Genomic DNA, 26,204 nt, shown 5'->3' with positions numbered 1-26,204 from the left:
CTCCAAATGATTTAGAAAAGTGGAAAGTACGCTGGCGAATACCCTTTTTTCATCGCTTCTACCATAGGCAATAATTTGGGTAATGCGTGACGAAAAAACATTTCATACCCTTGGCACAAATGATTCATCGGACTGCCATCTTCAGTTGTTGCTATCCTGTTTTTAGGACAACCACCTTGGCAGAGTTCAACAAAATCACAACGTCGACAAGTGCTGTTTAACTCTTCATATTTGTTGGTGCCAAACGCGATTTGTTCTGGTGAGCTCGCCATAGTTGCAAGCTTATCACTGTTCATGGTGCCCAATTGATGATCTTGATACCCATAATGGTCACAACTGTAAACATTGCCGTCATGCTCAACCATTAATTGCTGCCCACAAGTCGCGCTGTGATGGCACATTTGGCTTTGGTAGCCCATCAACACCATTAAACAGTTTTCAAAAAACTGGATATACACTTTACCGACATCATTGGCGCTCCATGCATCAAACAAGTCACAAAGAAATTGCCCCCACTGCTCACCGGTTAACGACCAATCATGCCCTGTTCGTCTGTCTAACTCATGATCGATACAAGGCTGAAACTGCATGTAACCACTGCCATTTTCAACCAAAAACTGATAGATCGTTTTACCGTGTTTGTAGGTTTTATTGTTCACGACCGTTAACGTATTAAAATCAACATTGTGCTTCTTTAGATAAGACATCCCACGCATTGTGCGTTCAAAAGACGACTCGCCATTTTTGTCGATCCGAGCGATGTCATTCAGAATATTGGGGCCATCGATACTGATGCCCATCATGAAATTATGTTTAGCAAAGAAACTCGCCCAGCGATCGTTAATCATGGTTCCGTTGGTCTGCATCGTATTCACGATGCGCTTTTTCGTCGCTTTGCTTGCCTGTGCTTTCATCGCCGTTTCATAGAAATCGAGCCCTCTTAACATAGGCTCGCCACCGTGCCAGATAAAATCCACTTGTTGATCTTTCATTGGCTGCGCGTCGATATGATCACCGACAATTTGCTCCATCATGTCCAGAGACATTGACGATCTTTTATCGCCATCTTGTCTATTGAGATAATAGCAGTAGCTACAATCCAGATTGCACTGAGCCCCTTCTGCTTTAATGAATAAGCTAAAAGGATAAGTAGATGTGTTCATATCGATTCCCGTACTTTTTTGCCAACATATCAACCGAAAATCAATCAAACAATAGCGCCTCAAGCACCCTACTCGCACACGTCGTAGGGGTACTTCACCACCCTAAATCAATGTTAATTAAAACAACCAGTTGAAAGGTAAAAAGAGACTATTAACATCCTTAATATCGGCTATTACACTCCTTAATCTCACTTGCTCATATGATAAATGCCTAATTCTGTTCCTACGATCTAAGGTGTTCTATGAGAAAGCTCCTCTATAAGAAAAGTGTACTGACCAGTTTAGTGTGTTCTTTATCCAGTATTATCGCGATGCCATCCCTTGCCCAACAATCTATTAATCCTGAAGAAGAGCTCGCTTACAATCTAGGTGTTCAAGCATTTATCTATGGTACGGGTCCATTAACCGTGGCTGCGGTTAGGCAAACGACCACATCTGTTGATGCGCCGATGGACAACGCTATGGCACCATTGAATGAGATGGGTAAAACACGCGTTCTATCCGGACCTCAGGATAGGATTGTACCGACCGTCAACAACGATACGCTCTACTCACAAGCTCACTACGATCTGGATTTATCAGGTCCAATGGTGATTGATATTCCTCGCACCGATAACCGTTACTACATTGTTCAGCTATTGGATGCTTACTCAGATTCGATTGAAGATCTGCACGTGAAGAATGTAGGCGACCAAGGTTCCAAAGTGCTGTTGGTTAACAAAGGATGGGCTGGTGAAGTACCAGAGGGAATTGATCGTGTCGTAGAATCTCGCACTCCTATGGTTTGGTTGATTCAACGAACGGGCGTGTTTGGCGAGCAAGACCTCAATGACGCACTGGTTATTCACGATAAATTCCTCAGCTACCCACTCGATCAACTCGGCGCAGAGCATGACATCGTAGAGCTCAAAGCTTCGACAGGTCGTATCCCACCCATGGCGAGGCCTGAAGGGTTAGAGTGGTATTCGCTAATTGACCGTGAACTACGTAAAAACCCGATTCCAGAAGATGCTGCCATCGTTGATCAATTCCAGCAAATTGGTATTGGAGGATCGACCCCCTTTAACCCTGAAGCACTAACTTCAGCACAGAAAAAAGGGCTAATGCGCGCGATTGAGTCTTCACAACAGATCATTCAATACGCAGGTCGAAGCATCGGTGATGTCAATAATGGCTGGTCGATGATGTACGAGGGTGGCCGTTACGGAAATGATTACCTGAGCCGAGCGAGCATCAATATGCGTGCGGCTGGTTTGAATGTACCAGAGCGAGCACTCTACCCAAATCGATACACAGACTCGAATGGCGAGCAACTGTCGGGATCCAATCAATATCGAATGACCATGCCTGCCGATGCACCCGCTGACGCCTTTTGGTCTTTGACCATGTACGACGCTAAAAACCTGTTCATGGTTGAGAACTTCATTCAACGCTACTCCATTTCAACCAATCGTAAAGATGAGCTGAAATACGCAGAAGACGGCACCTTGCCAATATGCATTCAATACGTAAAACCGTCCGATCCAACGTGTAACTGGCTGCCAGCCCCTCAAGATGACTTCTATCTTCACATGCGCCTGTATGAGCCAACTCAAGCCGTTCTCAACAATGAGTATCCGCTGCCACAAGTTGAAAAGCTCTAGCCTCAATTAAGTTAATTACTTCGATTAATCCAACTAAGGCAATTAAGTCGATCAAGTCAATTGCCACGGCGTTCTTAGTGTTCGCTCGTGGCAATGACTTCTCTCTCTAAGAGCATGGCTCGAACTGCTAGAAACATCACCCAAATTACTGGAAACATAACTCATACACTGAAAATAAGGTTCTATTCTTGAAAACACCTTTCATCACACTGTCTCTGTTAGTAACAGGGATAGTCAGCTCTCTTGCTCACGCGGGAGGGTTAAATCTATCTCAGATTGCGACCACTAAAAGCGTCGGCACGGCAGGCGCAGGGAACGTCACCGCGAACGATGCATCCGCCGTGATCACCAATGCTGCGGGGTTATCGGCTATTGAAGAAAGCGCTTGGATTCTCGGCGTTCAATACCTCGATGTTGAAACCACTTTTGTCCGTGACGATAACTCGGCTTCGACCACGGGAAGCAGCGCCGATGTTCTCCCTCATTTGTCTTACGCATCAAGACTCAACGATCAATGGGTCGTTGGCGCAGCATTGCACGCAGCTGGCGGCACTGGCGTTGAATACTCACACGGCGTTGGCGCACACCCTGCTTTATTGATCAAAGAAAATAGCATTTCGGCACTCAACTTTACGTCGTCATTGTCATATCAGGTCAATGAACAACTGTCTCTTGGTGGTTCTTTGATATTGCAGCACGCAGCGCTTGAAACTCAAGCATTGAATGGTCGAGAGCTTCAAGGAGATAGCCTCGACCTAGGATTCGGCCTGAGTCTCAATCACCACATCAGTGACAACACACAATTGGGTGTCAGTTATCAGGGCCAATTTGATCACGACCTTTCCCTTGATAACGCCAACGCTTTTGGCATTAGCTCTGAACTAACATGGGTTCGAAGCTTAAACTTAGGGTTGAAGCATTCATTAAATGAAGACTTAAACCTTCTACTCAGCTCCAACATGGAGACATGGCAAGATTATGATGACAAATACTCAACCACCTATTCTCTTGGGGTTGGTGTGGAATACGCATACGAGGATTGGTTGCTGTACAGCGGAGTGAGCGGTGACACGAGCCCTGTAAGCAGTCAAAACAGAGATGTGTTACTCCCGCTCGATAAACAGTGGCGTATCGGATTCGGCGCTGAGAAGAAGATATCCAACGACTTACATCTAGGATTGAGCTACCAATACCAAGATTTAGGCCATGGTGAAATTAATGCTGACTCAGGACTATTTCAGCCTTCTGGCAGCTATTCGACCAACAGAGTTCACTTCATCACTTTGTCTCTTCGCCATTAAAGCGAACTCTTGAGCGTTATTCGCTTCTAGCAAGAAACCGTACAAAAAAGGATTGGCTGTGACAGCAATCCTTTTAAATTCATGAATATCATTCTGCCAACCAGAAAGGCTCGAACACCCTTTACGCTCATGGTAATTGTCGTTATTGTGATTCTCTACGTCATCATCACAAGGACTGTCTGAGAGTTATGAACAGCACGATTGAAACTATTCTGGGGCACCGCTCCATTCGTCAATATACAAATCAACCGATTGAAAAAGCACAACTTGATGTGATTATTCAAGCTGGTCTCGCGGCTTCGTCATCGAGCTTACTGCAGGCTGTTTCTATCGTGAGAGTGACAGACAAAGAAAAGCGCAAACTGTTAGCCGAATACGCAGGCAACCAAGCTTACGTTGAGAACGCGGCAGAGTTTTTGGTGTTCTGTATCGACTATCAACGCCACGCGCAAATCAACCCTGAAGTGAAAACCGACTTTACTGAACTGACCCTGATTGGCGCGGTAGATTCTGGCATCATGGCGCAAAACTGCATGCTGGCTGCTGAGTCTCTAGGTTTGGGTGGCGTTTACATTGGCGGGCTGCGTAACAGCGCACAACAAGTCGATGAACTGTTAGAACTGCCACTGCACACTGCCGTGTTGTTCGGGATGTGTTTAGGCCACCCTGCACAACAACCAGAGGTTAAACCTCGCCTTCCTGCCCACGTAGTCATGCACGAAAACCAATACCAACCGCTGAGCCTAGATGACATTGCTAGCTACGATGATTCAATACAGAGCTACTACGCAAGCCGTTCAAGCAACCAAAAGCAGAGCAGTTGGTCACAACAGATCACTCAAAAGCTGTCTGGCGAATCTCGCCCGCATATCCTGCCTTACTTGAACAGCAAGCAGCTGACCAAGCGTTAAGCCGTTAAGAGCTTGCAACAAACCACAGCAAACAGCAGCACAAACAAAAATGTCAGCGTAATATACGCTGACATTTTTATTTATCCAGAGGCGGCTAGCTTACAGATATTTCTCAATCGGTAACAATTGTAGGAAGCCAGACTGCATTCGTTCCCACTTACCCGTTTCTGGTTCGCTGTCCCAGCTTTTCTCGCCTGAATACCAATACACATCACCGTCTTCAAGCTCTAATCGCCAGCTGTTTTCTTCGCTCATTGCTTGCTCAATGGTTTCTGCTAGTTTTTCGGCAATGACTTTATTTTCGATGATCAAAACCGATTCCGTGTTGAGATAGGTAGAGCGCAAGTTGAAGTTAAATGAGCCAATGCTCGCGATGCTGCGGTCGAATACGACTGATTTAGCGTGCAAGCCATAGGCCGTCTCAGGTGCACATTTAGAGACGTCTTGAGTCGATGCTTCACACAGCTTAGATTCTGGTTTTAGCTCAAACAGGTCGATGCCATGCTCCAACATGTCGTAACGTCTGCCCGCATAAGCGGAGTGATTAGTCACCAGATCATTAGAGGCCATAGAGTTCGTTAGCGCTTTTATCTCAACGCCCTTGTTGTTCAATACCTGCCACTCTTCAAGCTGACCATCATCGAATACAAGGTAAGCGGATTCCAACAAGATCTCTTGTTTCGATTCACTCGCTAACTTCCCTAGAAGAATCGCAGTCGCTTTCGGTTCATCAGTATTATCGGAGTCATCAGGGACGGGTTGATCGTAAACAAAACGCGCATTCACCCAAGTCATCTCACCAATCACCTCTTTCAGTAAACTATCAGCAGCCTTGCGATCTAATGGTAATTCAGGATAATTTTGATAATGCGGAACGACAATATTATCTATCTTCGAGAGATCAGGTTGTTCGTCATCACCCAGCATATCGACAGGGTAAGAGCAACGGCTGTTCCAGTATTCAACAAAACTGGTTTGGATGGTGTTAACTACCGAGCCCATGACTAATACATCGCGGTCTCGGAAATTGATTTCATCAGAAAGGTCGAAGTATTCATCACCGATATTACGGCCACCCACCACAGACAAGGTGCCATCGACGGTAAACGACTTATTGTGCATACGGCGATTTAAGCGAGAAAAGTCACCGACAAAGCTCAACCATTTACTGAAGCCACGACGTGTTGGCGTTGGGTTGAAGATACGAATCTCGACATTAGGGTGCGCATCCAGTGCCGACAACAAACCTTCACGCTCATTGAGATTGATATCATCCAGCATTACGCGAACCTTCACACCGCGCTCAGCCGCGGCTAATAAACGGCTGGCTAAGTAACTGCCCGATTCGTCAGAGTTCCAGATGTAGTATTGAATGTCGATGGTGTGCTCGGCACTTTCGACCAGCGCTAATCGCTGTGCTAAAGCATCCCAACCCGACTCTTGCAGACGAACCGCAGTGGTGCCTTGCTCTAAAGCTTCAGGCTGAAATTCATTGGTTAGAACCGATAAAGAACTAGGTACAGGAGAGGTTGGCGGTTCTGTTGGATGATCGATGCCTTCAGGAAGTGAAGAACACCCACCTAAAACGGCGATTAAGATTAGCGTTAAACTGATGCGTTGGAGCACAGGCATGTATCTGACTTCCTTTTCACGATGACGTCTTTAGAAACTTTCCGTACAGCTTTTCAATGAACAAGCTATTCCGATCTATTCATTGATTATTACTGCTAAATCCTGAAATTTATAGGTAATTATCCAGTATAAATTTAAAGGTCGTTAAATTGGCCTACAGATCACTTAAGTTGAGTGAGCGCCAAACAGTATAAACTCAGCGGCTTTTCGACCATTTCAATGGTGAGCTCTGTTCGGTCTGGGTTACAGTTCAACGCCAAAGCGTAGCCGTGTAAATAATCCACCAGCAAGTCCAACGCATTTTTAGTTTGCTGTTCGGTTAACGCTAACGGGCTCAACACCGCTTCAAAACGTTCGCTAAAAACTTCCATCGGCCCGAGGGATTTCATGGTCAATAAGGTCTCTAACAAGCCTCTATATTCGTTGAGCATCGACAAGTAACTCACACTGAGCCGATAAAGGTTATCTCGCCAGTCTTGGATCAGCTCTGGCTGCGCAACTTCTTCAATCAAAGAAACCGTGATTGCCTCAAGCAGATCGTTTTTGTTTTTGAAGTAATGGTATATGGCCATCGCATCGACCCCGAGTTCTGTCGCTAATCCTCGAATGCTTGGCACTTTGCCACTCTCTCGCATCATGCTTTTAGCGATGGTGAGAATTCTCTCGGCGCTGAGTTGGCTTGATCCACTCTTTGGTCGACCTCGTTTCTGATCCTTGACAGTCATACCGTCACCTCTTAAACTTTATTTCTACACTGTAGAATATTTTAATTTATTACCGTGTAGATGCCAAGTTTCTCATCGATATCGGAGTTAAAAATGTCAAATATTGTATTCATCGCAACCAGCCTTGACGGTTACATTGCAGACAAACAAGGCGACTTAGATTGGCTGCAAGCGATTCCAAATCCTGACGGTGACGACATGGGTTACAACGCCCACACCGATCGTATCGATGCACTGGTCATGGGACGTAATACAATGGACATGGTGCTGAGCTTTGGTATCGATTGGCCTTACAGCAAGCCAGTCTATGTACTGAGCAACACTTTAAATGAAGTGCCTCAAGAACTTGAAGGCAAGGTATTTTTGATGAAGGGCGAGCTTAAACAGATTGTCGCGGATTTGAATAACAAAGGCCTAAAGAACTTGTACATCGATGGCGGCATCACCATTCAAAACTTCATGAAAGAAGACCTGATTGATGAGCTGATCATCTCGACCATTCCTATCGTGCTTGGTGGTGGATCCCCGTTATTTGGTGACTTAGTGTCTCCGGTCGACTTTACGTTGAAAGGCGTCACGACGTACCTTGATGAAATCGTGCAAACTCATTACTTACGTAAGCGTTAAAGCTGTTGTTGCTCTAAGGCCATGAAAGGATCAACACCGAAAACATTGTTCACGCGACGTAAGCTTTACCGTCTCTACACAAGCCTCCCCTAAAGTAGTACCCTTTATCGTCTCTCATTCTTGATGGTAGCTGGATATTATGAAGATTTTGGTCGATCGCACTGGTGAACAGTTTTTAGAAATTCTGCAAGAATCGGGAGACACGCTGACGGTTCAATTCATTACCAATGAAGGTAATCGAAAGGGTAAGCCGTTCCAAGATAACTTAAGTGGATTGTTCCTCACAGGGTGGAAGCTGCGCACTACTTCAACCGCCATCGGATTAGAACGCTTTAAGCAAGGCAAACTTGAAGATCCCAAAGTGAGTTTCGCATTGCACCAACTCTACCCGCTCGGCCGAGATGTAAAATTACCCTCTGGCGATATCGCCACAATCGCGAGTTACGCCAATACCCATACCGATGGCTACTATATGTTTGTGCGCCTCAACGATGAATTAACCCGACTCAAGATTACGCCCGATTGGGAACTGCAACCTTCCGCTCAAAGGTTAGCCTTGCCTTATTACCCTGTGCCAAGAAGCCAGCAAGAACTCGACAATATTGACGATTTTGATGCGTGGGCGGGCGGTTTTTAAACACTGAAAGTCAGTAAACGCTATTGAGATCACATCCACCTATCGAATCTCAATACAACAATATGTGCTCTCTAAACATTGATACGAATACCCGTTCTCAAACGATTCAAATAACGGCTTGACTGTGTGCTGCTAAAGAGTGTTTCATTCTTCCCTACAAGCTCAAACGGGGCTGTATAAAATCGATAAACGCCGAGATACGTTTAGAGACAGAGGACGACTTGTAGTAAACCGCATTCACTCGCTCTCGATCTGTATTCGCAAGTTTGTCTTGTTCCAGAATAGGGATTAGACGCCCTGCTGCCATATCTTCCTGCACCATAAACCCCGACAGACAAGCAATCCCATTTCCAGCTAAGACTAGTTGACGCACGGTTTCACCATTACTGGCTGTCACAGTAGGCGCGACGTCACTTTGGTTTGGTAAAGGCCAATGGTTAAGCACTTTGTTACCCGCAAATCCCACAATTTGATGCGAACTCAAATCTTCAGGTTTGGTGGGTAGCCCACGCTTAGCGAGATAATCAGGTGACGCCACAATATGGAGTAAACTTTTTCCTAACGGTCGAGCGTGCAATGTTGAATCCGACAACTTACCGATTCGAATCGCAACATCGGTTCTCTTTTCGAGAAGATCAACGAAGCCTTCGTTGGAAGTGAGTTCCAACTCAATGTCTGGGTAAGCCTCTTTGAATGACTGCACCAACGGCACTAGCTGATGGAATACGAATGGACTGGCGGCATCGACTCTTAAACGACCTTTAGGCAACTCACCGCGCGACACGATTTCTTCTTCCGCGCTCTGGATCATTTGTAATCCCACCCTGACTGAATCGACAAACTGCCGCCCTTCCTCCGTCAATTCCACGCGTCTCGTTGTTCGGTTGAATATTGAGACGCCGAGTTGCGACTCAACCTTACTCACCGAACGAGATACCTTGGCGACTTGCACATCCAACGTCTCTGCTGCCGCAGAAAAACCACCAGCATCGACGACGGTGAGTACCATTTCTAAATCATCTGAACGGGTTAACATGAGGCTCCTTCGCTATCTTAATTTTGTTTAATGTCATCACGCTTGTGCTCATCACAGCTCAAATCATCTGAGTCTTTTCGATCTCATCAGCTTAATCCAATGATCGGCTAACTCTCCAATTATTGCAAATAGCACAAAGGTTATTTGTTAATGATGGCATTTTTCACAAATATATTTTGCTAGATAATCCTCGCCATCAAACGAAGCGCTCCTATTGCAGTCACAAGCTGCCCCATTTTATCGCGATCGGTATTTAACAAAGAACAGTAAGAGAGATGATTATGCCATTAGCATTACTTGCATTGACGCTCAGCGCCTTTGCCATCGGAACCACAGAATTTGTCATCGTAGGCTTGATTCCTACCATGGCGAGCGACTTGAATGTATCTCTGCCATCGGCAGGCCTATTAGTCAGTTTATACGCGCTTGGCGTTGCTATTGGCGCACCAGTATTAACGGCATTAACCGGAAAGTGGAATCGTAAAGCGGTATTGCTAACCGTGATGGCATTGTTTGTCATTGGTAACTTATTGGCGTGGCAAGCTCCAGGCTATAACACGCTGATCGCCGCACGAATTTTGACCGGCCTCGCCCATGGTGTGTTCTTCTCGATTGGATCGACCATCGCGACAGGTTTGGTTTCAAAAGATAAAGCAGCCAGTGCCATCGCGATCATGTTTACGGGTTTAACGGTTGCATTGGTGACCGGCGTACCACTGGGCACTTACATCGGTCAAACCTTTGGCTGGCAAGCGACCTTCTTGATCGTTGCTCTGCTTGGTCTTATTGCTCTTATCGGTAGCGCTATCTTGGTTCCAAGCAACCTTAAGCAACCACCTGCGGCGAAGATTTCGGCACAACTAAAGGTTCTAACTCAACCACGATTACTGTTGGTTTACGCTATCACAGCACTAGGTTATGGCGGCACATTCACAGCCTTTACCTTCCTTGCTCCAATACTGGAAAACGTATCAGGGTTTGATTCGAGCTCAATCAGCCTCATCATGTTGGTTTACGGTGTGTCAGTGGCGGTGGGTAACATCTGGGGCGGAAAAATGGCTGACAAGATGGGCCCGATTAAAGCGCTGACCGTTATCTTCTCTGGTTTAGCCGCAGTACTGGTGGTATTCAACTTTACCGCTGTAAACCCTTATGCAGCCGTTGCGACTATTTTGGTTTGGGGTGCATTTGCATTCGGTAACGTTCCGGGGCTACAAGTGTATGTTGTGAAACTGGCTGAGAAATACACACCAGACGCAGTCGATGTCGCTTCTGGATTGAACATTGCCGCCTTCAACGTCGGTATTGCATTGGGCTCATGGGGCGGTGGTTTGATTGTCGCGAAATCTGGATTAATGAACACCCCTTGGGTAGGTGCGGTGATCGTTTTGATCGCTCTTGTTCTGACTCGATTCAGTGGTGCGTTAGATAAGAAGCAAGCACAACAAGCTGTTCCATCTAGCATCTAGCATCTAGCAAGGATAGAAAAAACAAAGCCCGAACCTAGGTTCGGGCTTCGTCATTTACATCTGATTATTGTCCGTTATCGATCGATTTCAGCACTTTACATGGGTTACCGACTGCAACCACATTGGCTGGGATGTCTTTAGTTACCACACTGCCCGCGCCAATCACACTGTTTTCGCCAATGGTCACGCCAGGGCAGATGATCACACCACCACCTAACCAAACATTGTCACCAACGTTAATTGGCGTGCCAAACTCAACGCCTTCTTCTACACGGCCTTTCACATCGAGTGGGTGACCTGCGGTCAGGATTTGAACGTTCGGACCAAGCAGCACATTGTCGCCAATGGTCACTTCAGCCACATCCAAAATCACGCAGTTAAAGTTAGCGTAGAAGTTCTTGCCCAGCTTGATGTTCGAGCCGTAGTCACAACGAAATGGAGGTTCTAGATGCGCGTTTTCACAGCCCGGAATGAGCTCTTGCGTTGCCGCTTCCCATTCAGGAGTGTCAGGAATACTGTTATTGAGTTTTTGAAGCACCTTACGACACTCGATACGAGCGGCATAAAGCTCTTTATCCCAAGCCTGATAAGGTTCGCCTGCTAGCATTTTTTGTTTTTCTGTTTTCACGTTACTTACCTGTTTTCGCATCACTCAGCTATTTTCATATTACTTAGCTAGTTTCACATTACTTAACTAATGGTGGTCAATTCATCGACCAAAAAACGCAATATCGCACATCTAAATAACAGTGAATAAGGAGTGTTTGAGCTTGGTTTAAGAGATGCGCAGCTCGTCACTTTTTGTAGGTGAAATATGAAATTCGAACGGTGCTAATTTAGCTTCGCTATCGAATCACGTAACACCAAACTGCCAGTGGTATTGATGGTGGTCGCTTGCTCTGTTTCACCGACAATTTGCAGGATCGCCTTTTGCGTCATTTGCTCTAATGGCACACTGACAGACGTTAAGCTTGGCGTTAAAAACGCCCCCACTTTGCTGTTATCAAAACCAACGATAGAAACATCTTGAGGCAATGAGTACCCAAGTTCGGTTAACGCCTTAATCGCACCAATCGCCATGTCATCGTTTTCAGACAAGATAGCGGTGAATGTTGCTTTGCTTTTTACCAGAGCCTGAGCCGCATGATAACCGCTCTCCATCGTCCAATCACCTTGAACAACCTTGGACTCATCCAATGCAATACCCTGTTTAGTTAGCACATCTTGATAGGCTTGGTAACGCAACTCATCGGTCGAAGAACCGGCTTTACCACGAATCACTGCAATGTCTGTATGGCCTTGCTCGATGATGTGCTCAACCATCAAACAAGCGCTCTGATAATGGTCGGTGGTAATGGCATGATTAGGCTTCGACGGCATTTCTCGGTTGAGTACCAGAATCGGTGTGTCAGTACTTTCGATGATCTTTGCAATCTCGCTTTCGGTTAAGCATTGCGGATAGATGATGATGCCCGCGCACTTCATATCCAGCAGGAAGTTGATCGCCTTTCTTTCGTCTTCAGCGCTGTGTTTGCCATCGGTGATCACCAATTGGTGATTCGACTTTTCGCTATAAGAAGCCGCGTGATACATCAAGGAAGAAAAGTAAGGGCCATTGAACAACTCATTGGTGATTACAAAGCCGATGAAATTGGTCTTCTTGGTCGCCAATTGCTGAGCCAACAAGTTCGGTCGATAACCTGTTTCTTGAATCGCATCGAATACCTTTTTCACCACATCTGGGCGCACGATGTTCTTGCCATTTAAGACACGAGAAACGGTCGATTTAGATACGCCTGCGCGGTTCGCGACATCAAGCATGGTTACCATTCGCTTCTTTTCCTTTATAAAAAATTAGCCGACATAGGCCGACTAATTCATTGCAAAATGACAGCTCACAGTTCACATAACTGCGCTGGGAAATGCATTCTAAATAGTGGTACCGTTAAATGCAATCACGCCTTTATACCACTCGAACGACTTCTTGCGTTTGCGTTCTAGTGAGCCAGATTGATCATTGTGCTTATCTACGTAAATGAATCCGTAGCGTTTTTTCATCTCGCCCGTGGTGAATGAAACTAAGTCGATACAGCCCCAAGGGGTGTAGCCCATCAAGTCAACGCCATCAATCGCTACGGCTTTTTTCATCTCTTTGATGTGGTCACCAAGGTAAGCAATGCGGTAGTCATCATTAATGCTGCCATCTTCTTCAATGGTATCAACAGCGCCAAAACCGTTCTCAACAATAAACAATGGCACTTCATAACGTTCATACAGAGACGCTAAACAGAAACGTAAACCTGTTGGATCAATTGGCCAGCCCCAATCGCTAGACTGGATAAATGGGTTATCGACCGAGTTCTCATGACCGCCGTCCATCGCTTCTTCGGTTGACTGATGCGAAGAAGAATCCAAGGTATTCGACATGTAGTAGCTAAAGCCTAAGTAATCCGCTTTACCTTCTTTCAAGATTTGCTCATCTTCTGGCTGCATTTCAATATTGAAGCCTTTGATTGCCCAGTCACGCTTAGCGTAATTTGGGTAATGACCACGAACCATCACATCTGAGAAGAAGTAACGATCACGCATCGCTTGCTGTGCCACCATGATATCTTCTGGCTTTGAAGAACGAGGATAGAAAGGCACCATCGCACACATTGCACCAATCTGAAGTTCTGGGTTGATCTCGTGACCTTTCTTAACCACCAAAGCACTTGCCACAAACTGATGGTGAACCGCTTGATACATGGCTTCTTGCGGCTTTTCACATTGCGGGAACTTAACACCAGAGCACAACCAACCGAAGATGTCTGCCGAAGTGTTCATCTGGTTATTTATCTCGTTAAACGTCATCCAGTACTTCACCTTGTGCTGGTAGCGTTCCATTACCGTAGTCGAGTACTTAACGAAGAAGTCGATCACTTTACGGTTCATCCAACCGCCGTATTCTTTGGCTAGATGGTAAGGCATTTCAAAGTGACTCAGTGTTACCACTGGCTGAATATCGTATTTCAACAGCTCATCAAACAAATCATCGTAAAACGCTAAACCCGCTTCACACGGCTCGGCTTCATCGCCATTTGGGAAAATACGCGTCCAAGCAATACTGGTTCGGAAGCACTTAAAGCCCATCTCAGCAAATAACTTAATGTCTTCTTTGTATCGATGGTAGAAATCCACTGCGACTTGGTTGGGGTAGTTTTCGCCATCAATCACACCATCGGTAATTCGACGTTGTACACCATGAGCGCCCGCTGTTAAAACATCAACAACACTGACACCTTTACCATTCGCATCCCAGCCGCCTTCTAGCTGATGCGCCGCAACCGCACCACCCCACAAAAAATCGTTCGGAAATTCGTTGTTCATACCATTACTCGCTACAAGTTATTCGCAAAAAAGATCAGGATTAGAGAGCTCACCGCAGCCCTGAAACCGATTTCAATAAATGCAAAGATACAGATTGAAACCGGTTTCAGAAATAACTAAACGATCTTTTTCTGATCGAACTACAGACTAATCAAAAGTCAGCGTTACGATCAGTGCTCTTCAAAATATTGATCATGTGTGTGTTTGCTAGATTGGTCTTGAGTTCCGGGATAGAACTGAACCAAAGTCTGATCGGCTAGTGTGAGGTGAATCCAACCCTCTTTGACTTTCAGCCAATTGGTGCCGTTGGTCTCGTAGACGGCAGGAAAAATGCCCCAGCCTGATTCTGATACCTGCAACTCTTGAAAACGGTCAATTGGAGTGAGTTTATTGCTGTTGAAATCAGCATCGGAGTAAACCAACAGAGTCTTGATAGCATCGTTTGGCTTAAACGTATAACAGCTCACAGAGGCTGAAGTGCGATCAAACCACTGGTAAGGTTGTGCGCCTGTTAAATCATAGACCGTACAGTCGTTAAATTGAATGGCCCACTCTTGGTGAGCTTTAAAACCGAGGTAACCTATGGGTTGTGATGGTTCAGGTTTCGAGTCCGTCTCCTGCTCATACACCGGTTCTGAGGTAGCACATCCCATAAGCCCAAGACTAAAAAGGAAAGTCACAGCAAGCTTCATCATTGTCATACCTCAGTTCCGTTAGTAGATGAGTAACTCAATTAAGTCTCTACATTAAACGGTAAGTTCCAAGCGATTACCATCCGGATCGAGCACACAGCTCTCATAATAGCCATCACCTGTTCTTCTTGGGCCATCTAAGCGCTCATAGCCGTCTTCGACCAAGCGTTGAGTCAGTTGATCGACCGCTTGTTCCGAACCTAGTGATATCGCCATATGAATGAAGCCTGTGAACTGGTCATAGATATCGTCTTTCGATTCAGGGACAGAGTACATTTCCATGATCTCTAAGCGACTACCGCTTTCAAAAGACAAGAAATATGAAGAGAAGCCTTTGCTTGGATTGTGATATTTCTGGTTGGACGTTGCACCAAAGTAATCCTCATAAAAACGTTTAAGCACTTCGAGTTGTTTGGTCCAAATTGCGATGTGTTCAATCTTCATTTTTATCACCTAATGTTTACATATGACACTAGATTACTCGTCAGACAAGGAAGGATAAACAGAACATAATTCATCAAAAGTGTTCCTATTTAATAGTCAGTTCCGTTATCAAAATGCCAACAATTAGCTGCACAGTATTAACATCTAAATTTGTGCAATACGTAGCTTTGATCCATAGTCGGTGTTTTACACAATCTGAGATTCAAACTGTGAGCTTTTTAAAACTGATACTACTTGCGGCTATATGGGGAGGCTCGTTTCTTTTCATGAGAATGGCGGCTAATCCATTAGGGCCCGCAGTCTTGATTGAAGCGCGAGTTCTGTTTGCAGCACTTACTCTGCTTTTAGTTTCTTTTTATTTAAAAAAGAAGCTCTCTTTTCATGATCACGCTAAACACTTCTTCATTCTCGGGCTGTTTAACACCACACTTCCTTTTTTGCTTTTCGCTTATGCCGCGCAGACACTTAACGCCTCGACACTCGCCATCTTGAACTCTACCGCGCCAATATGGGCGGCAATCATTGGTGCGATATGGACTAAAACAGCACTCGAGGCGAAAGTTCTATTGGGACTTGGGATTGGGGTAACGGGAGTTGGCGTGTTAGTCGGTTGGGATGCGATGAACATTGGCCGTGAGGCTATGCTTCCTATATTTGCAGCAGTGATGGCGGCCTTTAGCTACGGAATAGCGTCAAACTATACCAAACAAGCCCCTAAAGTTGAGGCATTCAACAATGCTCATGGCAGCATGTGGGCTGCGGTGTTGCTGGTTTTGCCATTTGTATTTTTTATTCCGATGAGAGAAACACCCGACGTTACGATCACTACGTCAGTTATCTTATTAGGCGCGGTATGTACTGGGTTAGCGTATCTACTTTACTTCAATCTAGTCTCTGAACTCGGCGCACCTTCAGCCCTGTCCGTGACCTTCATCATTCCGGTATTTGGTATTCTCTGGGGTAACTTGTTCTTAGATGAAGCAATTGGCATCAATACGATTGTTGGTTCAATTCTGGTTATCACCGGTACCATGTTGGTGACAGGAATGTCGCCAATGAAAATGCTCAAAGCCGCTCGTCAGAAACGCGCACAATAAGTTGATTGAATCCAAAAAACCTAATTAAAACCCTCAAGTAACAGAGACAAAAACGGCCTCCAAATGGAAGCCGTTTTTCATTGAATCGTTAACAGCTTTGAGAGCTCGTCATGTATTGTTGAATCTTGGTTCTTAACCATTGATGTGCGGGGTTTAAGTCTGTTCGTTTATGCCAAATCATATACTATTTCATCGGCAAGACCTCAAAAGGCTGCTCGAGCACTTGCAGTTGGAATCGCTCCGCAAATTGATTAGCAAAACCTCTAGATGTACTACCAACACAGTCGGAGCCAGAGACCAACACACACATCGTCATCAATGAATCACATTCGGAACTGACTTTTCGCTGCTGTATCGGATTTTTTGTAAAGTAATCCGCGGTGTAAAGGTGAGAGCGACGCATTCTGAAGGTGATGTGTTTCTCATGATAATACTGCGCTTCCGTTACCGATCCATCAATCCTTGGATGCCCTTTCTTGGCGATCAGCACGAGCTCATCTTCAATCACTTGCTGGTTCATATAACCATTCACTTGTGGATAGTGAATATCGATCGCTAAATCGGCTTGCTGCATGCTCAAACTCTGCAGCAGATCTTCTTCATTACTTGGCACCATATTGAATTCAATTGAGATGTTACCAAGCGTCTCGTCCTTTTCCACAAGGGGCTGAAGCTTGGTTAAACCGATCTCGTTGACCAAAATTCGAAACACATGATGCTGCTGATTATCGAACTGCTTTAGCGTGCTGACCGCGCTGGTTATCCCGTCCAATGCGGGCTCTACACGTAACGCCAACTGCATCGCTGCATTGGTCGGCGTTATACCTCTACCCTCTCGAATAAAAAGGTCTGTACCCAATTGTGCTTGAAGCCGTTTCAAAGCGCCGCTGACTCCAGGTTGAGTCATACCAAGCGATTCTGATGCAAGCGTGATCGACTTTAATCGGTACACTTCTAAGAACACGCTCAGTAGATTTAAATCCAACTTTTCCATGTCGCTCACCGTTACTCTCCCTGTCAATGTGCTCTTAATCAATCATGGGTCAGGTTTTATCTTCGTTCCCTAACCATTGTACGACTCAATACATAGCCAATCGTGATGTGTTAACTAAAGCTTACTTTATTTTTTGCTATATGTCTTAGGCATATAATTTCCTCAACGAAACGAAATCCCGAATTGAAGAGGCACCTATGACTCCATCACGCACTTTCAAAAATGCATCACTGTTCCTAGCAATCTCTCTTGCGTTTCCTGCTATTGCAGCTAACCATGACCACGCACACTTTAGCGATATAGGCGATCAAGGTGGCAAAGACGCGACTGAGATGACGACGAAAGCAAACCAAGAATTCGCGAAAACGCTGAACTTCGAAGACACTCGCGCGTTCGACAATAACAACAAAGGGTTGATCGCGAGCTTCGATCAAGAAACTGGCGATATTATTCGCAACAGCTTCAACTTCATCGACCCTAGCGTGAACAATGCCGATCAAGCACCCGATTCAGTAAACCCTTCGCTTTGGCGTCAAGCCGTGCTAAACCAAGCTGCTGAAGGTTTGTACGAAGTTGTCCCAGGTAAAGTGTATCAAGTTCGTGGTGCTGATCTGGCGTCTATTTCTTTCATCCGCAGTGACAATGGTTGGATTGCTTACGACGTTCTTCTCACAAAAGAATCCGCGGCTAAGTCATTAAAGTTCTTCAAGAACAACGTGCCTGATGGTGGTGACTTACCTGTCGTAGCGATGATTTACTCACACTCACATGCCGATCACTTTGGCGGTGCACGAGCAATCAAAGAAGCTTACCCAGACGTAAAAGTGTACGGTTCTAAAAACATTACTAAAGAAATCGTCGACGAAAACGTATTGGCGGGTAATGCGATGTCTCGACGTACCGCTTATCAATATGGCGCAACACTGAATCGTCATGAGCACGGTATCGTGGATGCGGCACTCGCGAAAGGCTTGTCGACAGGCACCATCACTTACGTATTGCCGGATTACGAACTTAACCATAGCGAAGAAATTGAAACGCTGGTTATCGATGGCCTAGAGATGCAATTCATGGATGCATCAGGCACTGAAGCGGCATCAGAAATGGTGACCTACATTCCGAGCATGAAGGCACTTTGGACTGGTGAGCTAACGTATCAAGGCATGCACAACCTCTACACATTGCGTGGTGCAAAAGTACGTGATGGCTTGAAGTGGTCTAAGAAGATCAACGAGATGTTGGTCACTTGGGGTGAAGATACCGAGGTATTGTTTGCCTCTCACTCATCGCCAATTTGGGGCGAACAAGAAATATCTGACTACCTAAAAATACAACGTGACGCTTACGGTTTTACTCATAACCAAACACTTCGCCTAGCGAACAATGGTGTCGTTTTGCAAGACATTGGCGACGAGATATACAAAGTCATGCCAGACAGCATTCAACAGTCTTGGCACACCAATGGTTACCACGGTACTTACTCTCACAATGCTCGTGCGGTGTACAACATGTACCTTGGTTACTTCGACATGAACCCAGCCAATCTGAACCCACTACAAATTCACCCAGAGTCAGTTAAGTTTGTTGAATACATGGGTGGCAGTGACGCAGTGATTGAGAAAGCGCAGCAAGATTTCCAAGAAGGCGAATATCGCTTCGTTGCAACGGCACTGAACAAGGTTGTCCAAGCAGAACCAGAGAACAAAGTTGCACGCGGCTTATTGGCCGATACTTATGAACAGCTAGGCTACCAATCAGAAGGTGCTGGGTGGAGAAACATCTATCTAACAGGTGCTCAAGAACTGCGTATCGGCACACAACCGGGCGCACCAAAAACGGCTTCTCCGGATGTATTGGCGAACATGACCATCGAAAACTTGCTGGATTACTTAGCGGTAAAAGTGGACTCTTTGAAGGCGCAAGACACGCCGTTTACCATGAATATCCAATTACCTGATGTGAAAGAGTTCTACTACGTAGAGATGTCGAATGGCAACCTGAACAACATTCAAGTGAGCGAACTGCAAGATGCCGATACCACACTGGTCATCAACAAATCAGATGTATCAGACATCGTACTGAAGAAAACGACACTCAACCAATTATTGGAAGATGGCCAAGCGGGCGTGAAAGGAGACAAAACATCGTTGAACAAACTGCTGTCTTCATTGACTGAAGCTGATACCTCTTTTGAGATTGTTCCTCGTCCAAACAAAGGCGAAGAAGTGGATGCAGAGTTGTACCAAGATTCACACGAGCACGCTCACTAAGCAGCTCTAAGGTAAAATAATCACAACGTCAAACTGGCCTAAATAGGCTGAAACAAGGCTAATACGACCAAGCCTCAACCATTAAACTGGTTGAGGCTTTTTTGATTTGAGCTTTATTCGATATCAAGAAAATAAAATGAAAAACCACACCCTTGTTTCACGGTTTCTCAATCGTAATACACATCCGTACTTTCTATATCTCAGCATGTGAAGTAGTAGAGACTTTGTGCAATCAAACTTTGTTATAAAAGTTGTCCGGACTCTTTATTCAAGGAAGGAAGATGCGAAAAAAGATCATGATTACAGGTGCGACAGATGGTATCGGTTTAGAGACCGCGAAAATGTTAGCCCAACAAGGGCATCACATCCTTATACATGGACGTAACCCAACAAAACTCAGCAAAGTAGAAACCGGCCTTTCTCGATTATCCAAGGATGCGATTATCGAAAATTATGTTGCTGATCTCTCTTCTCTTTCTGAAGTTAAAGCCCTCGCCAACCAAATAAAGTCGAAGCATGAACAGCTCGATGTACTCATTAACAATGCTGGCGTATACAAGGTTTCGGAAGTCACCACCTCAGACAACCTTGATGTACGTTTTGTTGTGAACACCATTGCCCCTTATTTACTGACTCAAAAGCTGCTACCACTTTTTGATGCCAACGGTCGCATCGTCAATCTATCTTCAGCCGCTCAGTCATCGGTCGATCTCGAGGCACTTGTCAGCCCAAATCCTGACGCTTTAGATGGCCCCATCTACGCACAAAGTAAGTTGGCGTTAACGATGTGGTCAATCCATCTTGCGCACCAGTTAAGAGATCAAGGGCCTCTAATCATTCCCGTTAATCCGGCCTCATTTCTTGGCAGTAAATTGGTTAAAGATGCGTATGGTTTGGAAGGTAATGACTTAGGGATTGGCGCTGATATCTTATGCCGAGCCGCACTATCGGAAGAGTTTTCTAACGCTTCAGGGAAGTATTTTGATAATGATTCGGGGCTATTTAAAGCCCCTCATGCTGATGCATTAAATACGGGGAAAAATCAGAAACTGATGACGACTCTCGACCAGTTACTTACAGAACTGCTCTAGCCAATGCCACGCTCACTAGTCAGATACAATGAGAGCTCCGTATTTAGGAGCACTCCACAACCCAAAGTTGTCAGATGTGGTTACGACAGAACTCCAGCAATTGTTTAGATAGAATTGAAATGGTTCATCCACCCGACAAGTTAACAGGTGTTAGCGAAAGGAAGGCATTACGCATACTTGATGAAAGCTTGGCTTAACCGCTGAAAGAGTGAGTCTACGTTGGGAAGGCTCGTCAAATGCGCGGACAAGGGAGTATGAACCTGCGCATCCACTACGGTTGGATTCCCGCAAACTTGATTATAAAAATGCACTGGCGCAACGATGTTCTCTAAGTCGGCATCTAACAAGATACAAGCTTGCGAAAGTACAATTTGGCCGCCCCCTTTTTTAAGCAATACGCGCTGCGCAGTACCCACTATTTTTTGTTTATTGATATTGAGGTTGTAGTCACCGTCACAATAAGAACCGGGGGTTGCGTGTACATCCACATCGATGCCCAGTTCCTTAAAAAACAGGGTTAATACATCGCATAAATGTCGATACGCTTTTTGGATGTTGTAGGCTTCATCACGAGGCCAATGATAAATGTGCGATAGGTTAATGATCCCCGGTAGTTGAGGAACGGGAGCGCCACCTGTTTTTCGTGAGGTGAGCTGCCAGCCTTGTGCCGTAAGTTGCTTTCTAGACTCTAGTGTCACAGGCCACTTTTTACCCGCAGGCAAAACGAGTGTCGGCGTTTTTGCTTGCCAAAGCATTAAGGCTTGCACAATCTCACCCGCCTGTATTTGCTGCAATAACTCATCTTCTTTTTCAAACGCACGATCAACATCAATGTGCGGGTAACGTACGAGTTTATTCGTTAACTTCAATGCACTTTTCCTCTACAGATTGTGGTGACCTACCATTTAACGTTCTGCAATGGTTGATGACATATGGGACTATGTGAGATGAAAACAGCGCCAAAAGTTAGTTATTGGCGGCATAGTCGTTTGTTATGCAACATTATCAACAATTTCAATGTTGAAAGTATTCGGAATGAGCCGAGCCGTCTTTATTTTTGCATTTGGATACTTAGACTTAGCAATAGACAACACTAACTCCCTGTGCCGCTTAGACATTTTGTCACCTAATACGATTTCCTCTAACGTTTCCGGTGAGTAACCATATGAATTAACGCTAGAATCCAGCGTCATAATGCGCATTTCATTCTCGTATTTCCATGCACTAGACTTTGTTGCAATTGTTTCTGTCACCGTTTGTATGTAATTTTGTTTATTCTCATTAATCCACATATCAGAACGTAAATATTCAGACACACTAAGTTTATTCGGCTGATCTTGATAAATAATCCTAATGCCTCTCATTCGTTGGTTTGAAGCCTCGTTGATATCTTTTTGTAACCCATCATTATTAAAAACCAAACAGAACCCACGAAGCCCTTGTGCATAATGAGACCACATTAAATTTTCATATATTGGGTCTGTGCTTTGATCTCTTTGAGAAAGACAAAGAAACTTTGATTCATGGACAACTTTAGTCAAAATCCCTAAATCAAACCGCAAACCTTGCAATATCAGTAGTTTCTCATCTGTCATATTTGGGTCTAATCCTAGTACCTCACACAACTCGACAAACTTATTGTCTTTTGGGTCGATTTTCATCGTCCAATTTACGTTAGCTCGCCACAGTTCATAATCAGATTCATCTAAGGATTCGTCTAGAATTAGTGTTCCCTCAAAAGGATCGTTAAAATCCTCTTTCGATGAAAACCATAGCTCCCCATTTGCTAAAGAGGACAAGCTATTTGTATCCACTTCTCGAAACTTATAAAGTCTATATATGCTCAATTTTTACCTCTATTGCATAACGAATAGCATGGATTCCCCCTCCCGAGGATCTGCCACACTTATGTGGTACTTAAATGCATCGGAGGCACCATGTCTGATTATTCTTATTTCTGCAGTATCGACCTAGCTAAAAACCACTTTAGTCTTCATGCCGTAGACCAAAATGGTAAAGTCTTACTTCATAAGTCGGTAACTCGCTCTAAACTGCTGACTACAATAGCAAATATGCCACTCATGCGTATAGATATTGATGCGTGTGGTGGTACACATTATTGGGAAAGGGTAATCTAAATTATGCCGTGGCTATCTCCAAAACAGTCCGACACCTTTTCTCGATAACTCAGGGGCTTGATGGCTTCTGTCTGACAAGGTTGTCTGATATGGTGGCGGCAGAACTTCAGCAATTGTTTAGATAGTATTGAATATGAAAACACTAACCATACTTGATGGCGGCATGGGCCGAGAACTCAAAGAAATTGGCGCGCCATTTTCTCAACCGCTTTGGAGTGCTCAAGCGCTGATTGAAGCACCCGAATTTGTTAGCCAAGCGCATCAAAATTTTGTCGATGCAGGTGCTGAAATCCTGATCACCAATAGCTACGCGTGTGTACCTTTTCACTTGGGTGAAGAGCTCTTTGAACAACGAGGCTTTGAACTCGCAGCACTATCTGGCGAACTGGCTAAAGCAGTTGCTGACAATGCTCCTCACACCGTGAAAGTGGCGGGCGCGATTCCACCGCCATTTGGCAGCTACCGACCAGATTTGTTTAAGGTAGAAGAGGCAGCGCCAATCATTCAAACCCTTTACGATGCGCAAGACCAAAACATCAACCTTTGGATAGCAGAAACCATCTGTAGCCTGCAAGAATTCGAATCCATTCATGCGATTCTTAAGCAGTCAGATAAACCTTGTTACTACGCATTCAGTTTGGAAGACACCAAGGGCGATTGTGCCAATATTCGTTCTGGCGAAAGCGTAACATCCGCGATCAAACTTGCCTGCCAATCAAACGCGACAGGCATAATGTTTAACTGCTCAGTGCCTGAAGTGATGGATCAAGCCATTATCGATGCTAAGAAAGTGATTGGTGAGCTAGGTAGTGATTTAGAAATTGGTGTCTACGCCAATAACTTTGCACCTATCAGCAGCGAACATGAAGCTAATGATATGCTTCAAGAGATACGTGAACTGGATGGCCAAGGTTATTTAGTTTACGCAAAACGCTGGCACGCGCTGGGAGCGAATATTATCGGTGGTTGCTGCGGTATTGGACCAAAACACATTCAAGCCCTAGCCGATTGGAAACGCCACACACAGAGCTGATCCAGATCTTCAACTAGAATAAAATAAATAGAGAACAGGTTGAGAAATCTGTTCTCTATTTGTATGTGGCGTCTCTGAGTACACTGATACAAAACAACGATTTGGAGCAACTGATGAGCGACACGCAACGTAAAATTAAATGGGGTATCGCTGGGCTAGGCAATATCGCCAATCGATTCGCAACAGCTGTAATCGAGCACTGTCTGCATGGTGAATTGTATGCCGTTGCCGCAAGAGATCACTCACGCGCAGCGACGTTCGCCAATAAGTTTGGTTGCGACAAGGCTTATGGGTCTTATGAAGCCATGGCGAATGACCCTAGTGTTGAAGCGGTTTACATCGCTACGGTTCATCCTTATCACAAGCCTTTAGCTGAACTGTTTCTAAGCCATAAAAAACACGTATTGGTCGAGAAGCCCGCTTTCACCAATCTTGATGATTGGCTGGAGATGAAAGCTCTCGCAAATCAAAATGGTGTGATGTTGCTAGAAGCGATGAAAACCGTGGTGTTTCCCGCGTATCGTGAGCTTCAATCATTCTTGGTCTATAACAACATTCAGATAGATTCAATCGAAGCCAGCTTTGGTAACCATCATGACTATGAGCCGGGCTTATTTATCTTCAATCCGGATTTGTCAGGCGGAGCAACGCTTGATGTTGGGGTCTATGGGCTTTGGTTCTTTTACGATCTGTGCAGAACACTGGGGGTGACCCCTTCAGAACCTCAGGTAGAGATGTCGTGTCTGTATGAGGGCGCGAATGTCGATACCGATGCGTGCTTTACATTCTCTGGTGATATGAACGGTAAGATATCGGCATCAACCGTGCAAAATCTTCCCCGGTCAGCACATTTGAGTGGGCCAGATACCAAGATCACCATTCACGAAAAATGGTGGAATCCGGCCTTTATTGAGATTGAACATCAAGGGCAGAAGTCGACCATCAACAAACGAGTGACGGGCAATGGGTTCGAATTTGAAATCGACCATTTTTCAGATTTGGTGCTTCAAGGCAAAACTGAGTCGAATATCCTAAGCTCAGAGATAACCTCTCGAGTTCTCGATACGATGGAAAAAGCACTCATTGACTCTGGCTATCCACATTTAACTCAACCTCGTCGTTAGGAAAAGCAAATTGGGCAACCTTAAGCGCAAGCTTGAACTGTATGAAAAGATATTTCAGGCTTTTGGGCCTGGAGTATCGCATTGTCAGGTCAACCAACTGGCTACACTGCTGCATGTGAGTGAACGTCATGTTCAGACCTTAATAAAAGCGATGACAGCACAAGGTTGGATTGAGTGGCAAGCCAGCTCAGGCCGAAGCAAGAAAGCACAACTCACGTGTCTGGTTGAGCCCATTGAGGCGTGTTACCAATACACACAAACCCAAGCTGACGCAGGTAACATAGAACAGGTGTTTAGCACCTTGAGCTTCAATGGCCGCAATGCTGGCGCTGAGTTGCAAGCCTTTCTAAGCAATACCAATTCGTCGGCGCAGAATATCGCGTACACCCCCTTTCACCGAGAGCTCGAGGCTCTTCACCCTCAAAGAGTGCTTAGACGCACCGAACGTTTCTTAGTGATGCAAATTTGCCAACGCCTAACCTCTGTTAAGCACGGTAAACTCAGCGGCGATCTGGCTTATCATTGGCAGCCTAATGAAGATGCGACACAGTGGCACTTTCAAATACGCAATGGCGTTCGCTTTCATAACGGTCGAACACTCGAACCTCAAGACATAGCGCGCAACCTTAACTCACTCTGCCAAAGCAAAATATGGCGTCGCTGTTATCAGCATATTGATGAGGTCTCTGCCTCGGCAGGTAATGTGGTTGTCGTGAAATTGAATCAACCTGATTGGCACTTACCACGCCTACTTGCCAAAGCAAAATATGGCGTCGCTGTTATCAGCATATTGATGAGGTCTCTGCCT

General features: G+C 45.2%; 23 protein-coding genes and 2 pseudogenes. 13 read left to right on the top strand and 12 right to left on the bottom strand.

Annotated features, from left to right (window positions below):
* Positions 1-11 precede the first annotated feature (11 nt).
* Positions 12-1,163 (bottom strand): anaerobic sulfatase maturase, encoded by a 1,152-nt coding sequence (locus tag AB6D80_RS02945; RefSeq protein ID WP_372187714.1) that lies wholly within the window; start codon positions 1,161-1,163, stop codon positions 12-14.
* A 242-nt stretch (positions 1,164-1,405) separates the two neighbouring features.
* On the opposite strand from AB6D80_RS02945, the gene AB6D80_RS02940 reads away from it, so the two are divergent.
* The 3 genes from AB6D80_RS02940 (at position 1,406) to nfsA (ending at position 5,018) form a co-directional block, all read left to right on the top strand.
* The gene (locus AB6D80_RS02940) at positions 1,406-2,806 is read left to right on the top strand and encodes a DUF1254 domain-containing protein (RefSeq protein WP_372187712.1); all 1,401 of its coding nucleotides are present in this window, start codon (positions 1,406-1,408) and stop codon (positions 2,804-2,806) included.
* A gap of 188 nt (positions 2,807-2,994) precedes the next feature.
* The gene (locus AB6D80_RS02935; RefSeq protein ID WP_372187710.1) at positions 2,995-4,107 is read left to right on the top strand and encodes an OmpP1/FadL family transporter; all 1,113 of its coding nucleotides are present in this window, start codon (positions 2,995-2,997) and stop codon (positions 4,105-4,107) included.
* Between the two features lie 188 nt (positions 4,108-4,295).
* Positions 4,296-5,018, top strand: coding sequence for an oxygen-insensitive NADPH nitroreductase (nfsA, locus tag AB6D80_RS02930; RefSeq protein ID WP_372187708.1), 723 nt, complete (start codon positions 4,296-4,298; stop codon positions 5,016-5,018).
* 99 nt (positions 5,019-5,117) lie between these two features.
* Here the strand turns inward: nfsA and AB6D80_RS02925 are convergent, their stop codons facing one another.
* Together AB6D80_RS02925 and AB6D80_RS02920 are read right to left on the bottom strand one after the other, a co-directional pair.
* Positions 5,118-6,650, bottom strand: coding sequence for a phospholipase D family protein (locus AB6D80_RS02925; RefSeq protein ID WP_372187706.1), 1,533 nt, complete (start codon positions 6,648-6,650; stop codon positions 5,118-5,120).
* 161 nt (positions 6,651-6,811) lie between these two features.
* Positions 6,812-7,375 (bottom strand): TetR/AcrR family transcriptional regulator, encoded by a 564-nt coding sequence (locus tag AB6D80_RS02920; protein ID WP_371707147.1) that lies wholly within the window; start codon positions 7,373-7,375, stop codon positions 6,812-6,814.
* A gap of 93 nt (positions 7,376-7,468) precedes the next feature.
* On the opposite strand from AB6D80_RS02920, the gene AB6D80_RS02915 reads away from it, so the two are divergent.
* Complete coding sequence (locus tag AB6D80_RS02915; protein WP_372187704.1) at positions 7,469-8,002, top strand: dihydrofolate reductase family protein; 534 nt, start codon at positions 7,469-7,471, stop codon at positions 8,000-8,002.
* Between the two features lie 139 nt (positions 8,003-8,141).
* Positions 8,142-8,639, top strand: coding sequence for a hypothetical protein (locus tag AB6D80_RS02910; protein ID WP_372187702.1), 498 nt, complete (start codon positions 8,142-8,144; stop codon positions 8,637-8,639).
* A 154-nt stretch (positions 8,640-8,793) separates the two neighbouring features.
* Here the strand turns inward: AB6D80_RS02910 and AB6D80_RS02905 are convergent, their stop codons facing one another.
* Positions 8,794-9,675, bottom strand: coding sequence for a LysR family transcriptional regulator (locus AB6D80_RS02905; protein WP_009845937.1), 882 nt, complete (start codon positions 9,673-9,675; stop codon positions 8,794-8,796).
* Between the two features lie 281 nt (positions 9,676-9,956).
* On the opposite strand from AB6D80_RS02905, the gene AB6D80_RS02900 reads away from it, so the two are divergent.
* Positions 9,957-11,144, top strand: coding sequence for an MFS transporter (locus AB6D80_RS02900; RefSeq protein WP_017062388.1), 1,188 nt, complete (start codon positions 9,957-9,959; stop codon positions 11,142-11,144).
* Positions 11,145-11,208: 64 nt separating this feature from the next.
* Here AB6D80_RS02900 and AB6D80_RS02895 read toward each other — a convergent pair whose 3' ends face one another.
* From AB6D80_RS02895 to AB6D80_RS02875, 5 genes are all read right to left on the bottom strand, one after another.
* Positions 11,209-11,772 (bottom strand): sugar O-acetyltransferase, encoded by a 564-nt coding sequence (locus AB6D80_RS02895; protein WP_004732276.1) that lies wholly within the window; start codon positions 11,770-11,772, stop codon positions 11,209-11,211.
* 203 nt (positions 11,773-11,975) lie between these two features.
* Entirely contained in the window at positions 11,976-12,974 is a 999-nt protein-coding gene (locus tag AB6D80_RS02890; RefSeq protein WP_012600106.1) for a LacI family DNA-binding transcriptional regulator, read from the bottom strand.
* A 99-nt stretch (positions 12,975-13,073) separates the two neighbouring features.
* The gene (locus AB6D80_RS02885; protein WP_372187700.1) at positions 13,074-14,513 is read right to left on the bottom strand and encodes a 6-phospho-beta-glucosidase; all 1,440 of its coding nucleotides are present in this window, start codon (positions 14,511-14,513) and stop codon (positions 13,074-13,076) included.
* A gap of 170 nt (positions 14,514-14,683) precedes the next feature.
* Complete coding sequence (locus AB6D80_RS02880) at positions 14,684-15,208, bottom strand: hypothetical protein (protein ID WP_102582586.1); 525 nt, start codon at positions 15,206-15,208, stop codon at positions 14,684-14,686.
* Between the two features lie 51 nt (positions 15,209-15,259).
* The gene (locus tag AB6D80_RS02875; protein WP_017102273.1) at positions 15,260-15,649 is read right to left on the bottom strand and encodes a VOC family protein; all 390 of its coding nucleotides are present in this window, start codon (positions 15,647-15,649) and stop codon (positions 15,260-15,262) included.
* 209 nt (positions 15,650-15,858) lie between these two features.
* Between AB6D80_RS02875 and AB6D80_RS02870 the strand changes: the two genes are divergently transcribed.
* Entirely contained in the window at positions 15,859-16,746 is an 888-nt protein-coding gene (locus AB6D80_RS02870; RefSeq protein WP_080518041.1) for a DMT family transporter, read from the top strand.
* 88 nt (positions 16,747-16,834) lie between these two features.
* Here the strand turns inward: AB6D80_RS02870 and AB6D80_RS02865 are convergent.
* Positions 16,835-17,749: pseudogene (locus AB6D80_RS02865) on the bottom strand (LysR family transcriptional regulator).
* A gap of 188 nt (positions 17,750-17,937) precedes the next feature.
* On the opposite strand from AB6D80_RS02865, the gene AB6D80_RS02860 reads away from it, so the two are divergent.
* Together AB6D80_RS02860 and AB6D80_RS02855 are read left to right on the top strand one after the other, a co-directional pair.
* On the top strand, positions 17,938-20,010 hold the full coding sequence (locus tag AB6D80_RS02860) for an alkyl/aryl-sulfatase (RefSeq protein WP_371695383.1): 2,073 nt from the start codon (positions 17,938-17,940) through the stop codon (positions 20,008-20,010).
* Between the two features lie 281 nt (positions 20,011-20,291).
* A complete protein-coding gene (locus AB6D80_RS02855) occupies positions 20,292-21,101 on the top strand; it encodes an SDR family NAD(P)-dependent oxidoreductase (RefSeq protein WP_371695384.1) in 810 nt (269 codons plus the stop codon).
* A gap of 167 nt (positions 21,102-21,268) precedes the next feature.
* Here AB6D80_RS02855 and AB6D80_RS02850 read toward each other — a convergent pair whose 3' ends face one another.
* The gene (locus tag AB6D80_RS02850) at positions 21,269-21,970 is read right to left on the bottom strand and encodes a biotin/lipoate A/B protein ligase family protein (protein WP_371694837.1); all 702 of its coding nucleotides are present in this window, start codon (positions 21,968-21,970) and stop codon (positions 21,269-21,271) included.
* A 123-nt stretch (positions 21,971-22,093) separates the two neighbouring features.
* Positions 22,094-22,915, bottom strand: a complete 822-nt coding sequence (locus AB6D80_RS02845) for a DUF2971 domain-containing protein (protein ID WP_371694836.1) — start codon at positions 22,913-22,915, stop codon at positions 22,094-22,096.
* A gap of 123 nt (positions 22,916-23,038) precedes the next feature.
* Between AB6D80_RS02845 and AB6D80_RS02840 the strand changes: the two are divergent.
* From AB6D80_RS02840 to AB6D80_RS02825, 4 genes and pseudogenes are all read left to right on the top strand, one after another.
* A pseudogene (locus tag AB6D80_RS02840) lies at positions 23,039-23,236 on the top strand (IS110 family transposase); the annotation flags it as partial.
* A 136-nt stretch (positions 23,237-23,372) separates the two neighbouring features.
* On the top strand, positions 23,373-24,272 hold the full coding sequence (locus AB6D80_RS02835; RefSeq protein WP_371694835.1) for a homocysteine S-methyltransferase family protein: 900 nt from the start codon (positions 23,373-23,375) through the stop codon (positions 24,270-24,272).
* 113 nt (positions 24,273-24,385) lie between these two features.
* On the top strand, positions 24,386-25,396 hold the full coding sequence (locus AB6D80_RS02830; protein WP_371694834.1) for a Gfo/Idh/MocA family protein: 1,011 nt from the start codon (positions 24,386-24,388) through the stop codon (positions 25,394-25,396).
* A gap of 10 nt (positions 25,397-25,406) precedes the next feature.
* A partial coding sequence (locus AB6D80_RS02825; RefSeq protein WP_372187698.1) for an SgrR family transcriptional regulator occupies positions 25,407-26,204 on the top strand: 798 nt, incomplete at its 3' end.

Source organism: Vibrio sp. 10N.247.310.17, from assembly GCF_041466605.1.
GTDB classification, from domain to species: domain Bacteria; phylum Pseudomonadota; class Gammaproteobacteria; order Enterobacterales; family Vibrionaceae; genus Vibrio; species Vibrio tasmaniensis_A.
The sequence above is the reverse complement of the archived record's forward strand: the minus strand, read 5'-3'. Positions and strand labels throughout refer to the sequence as shown.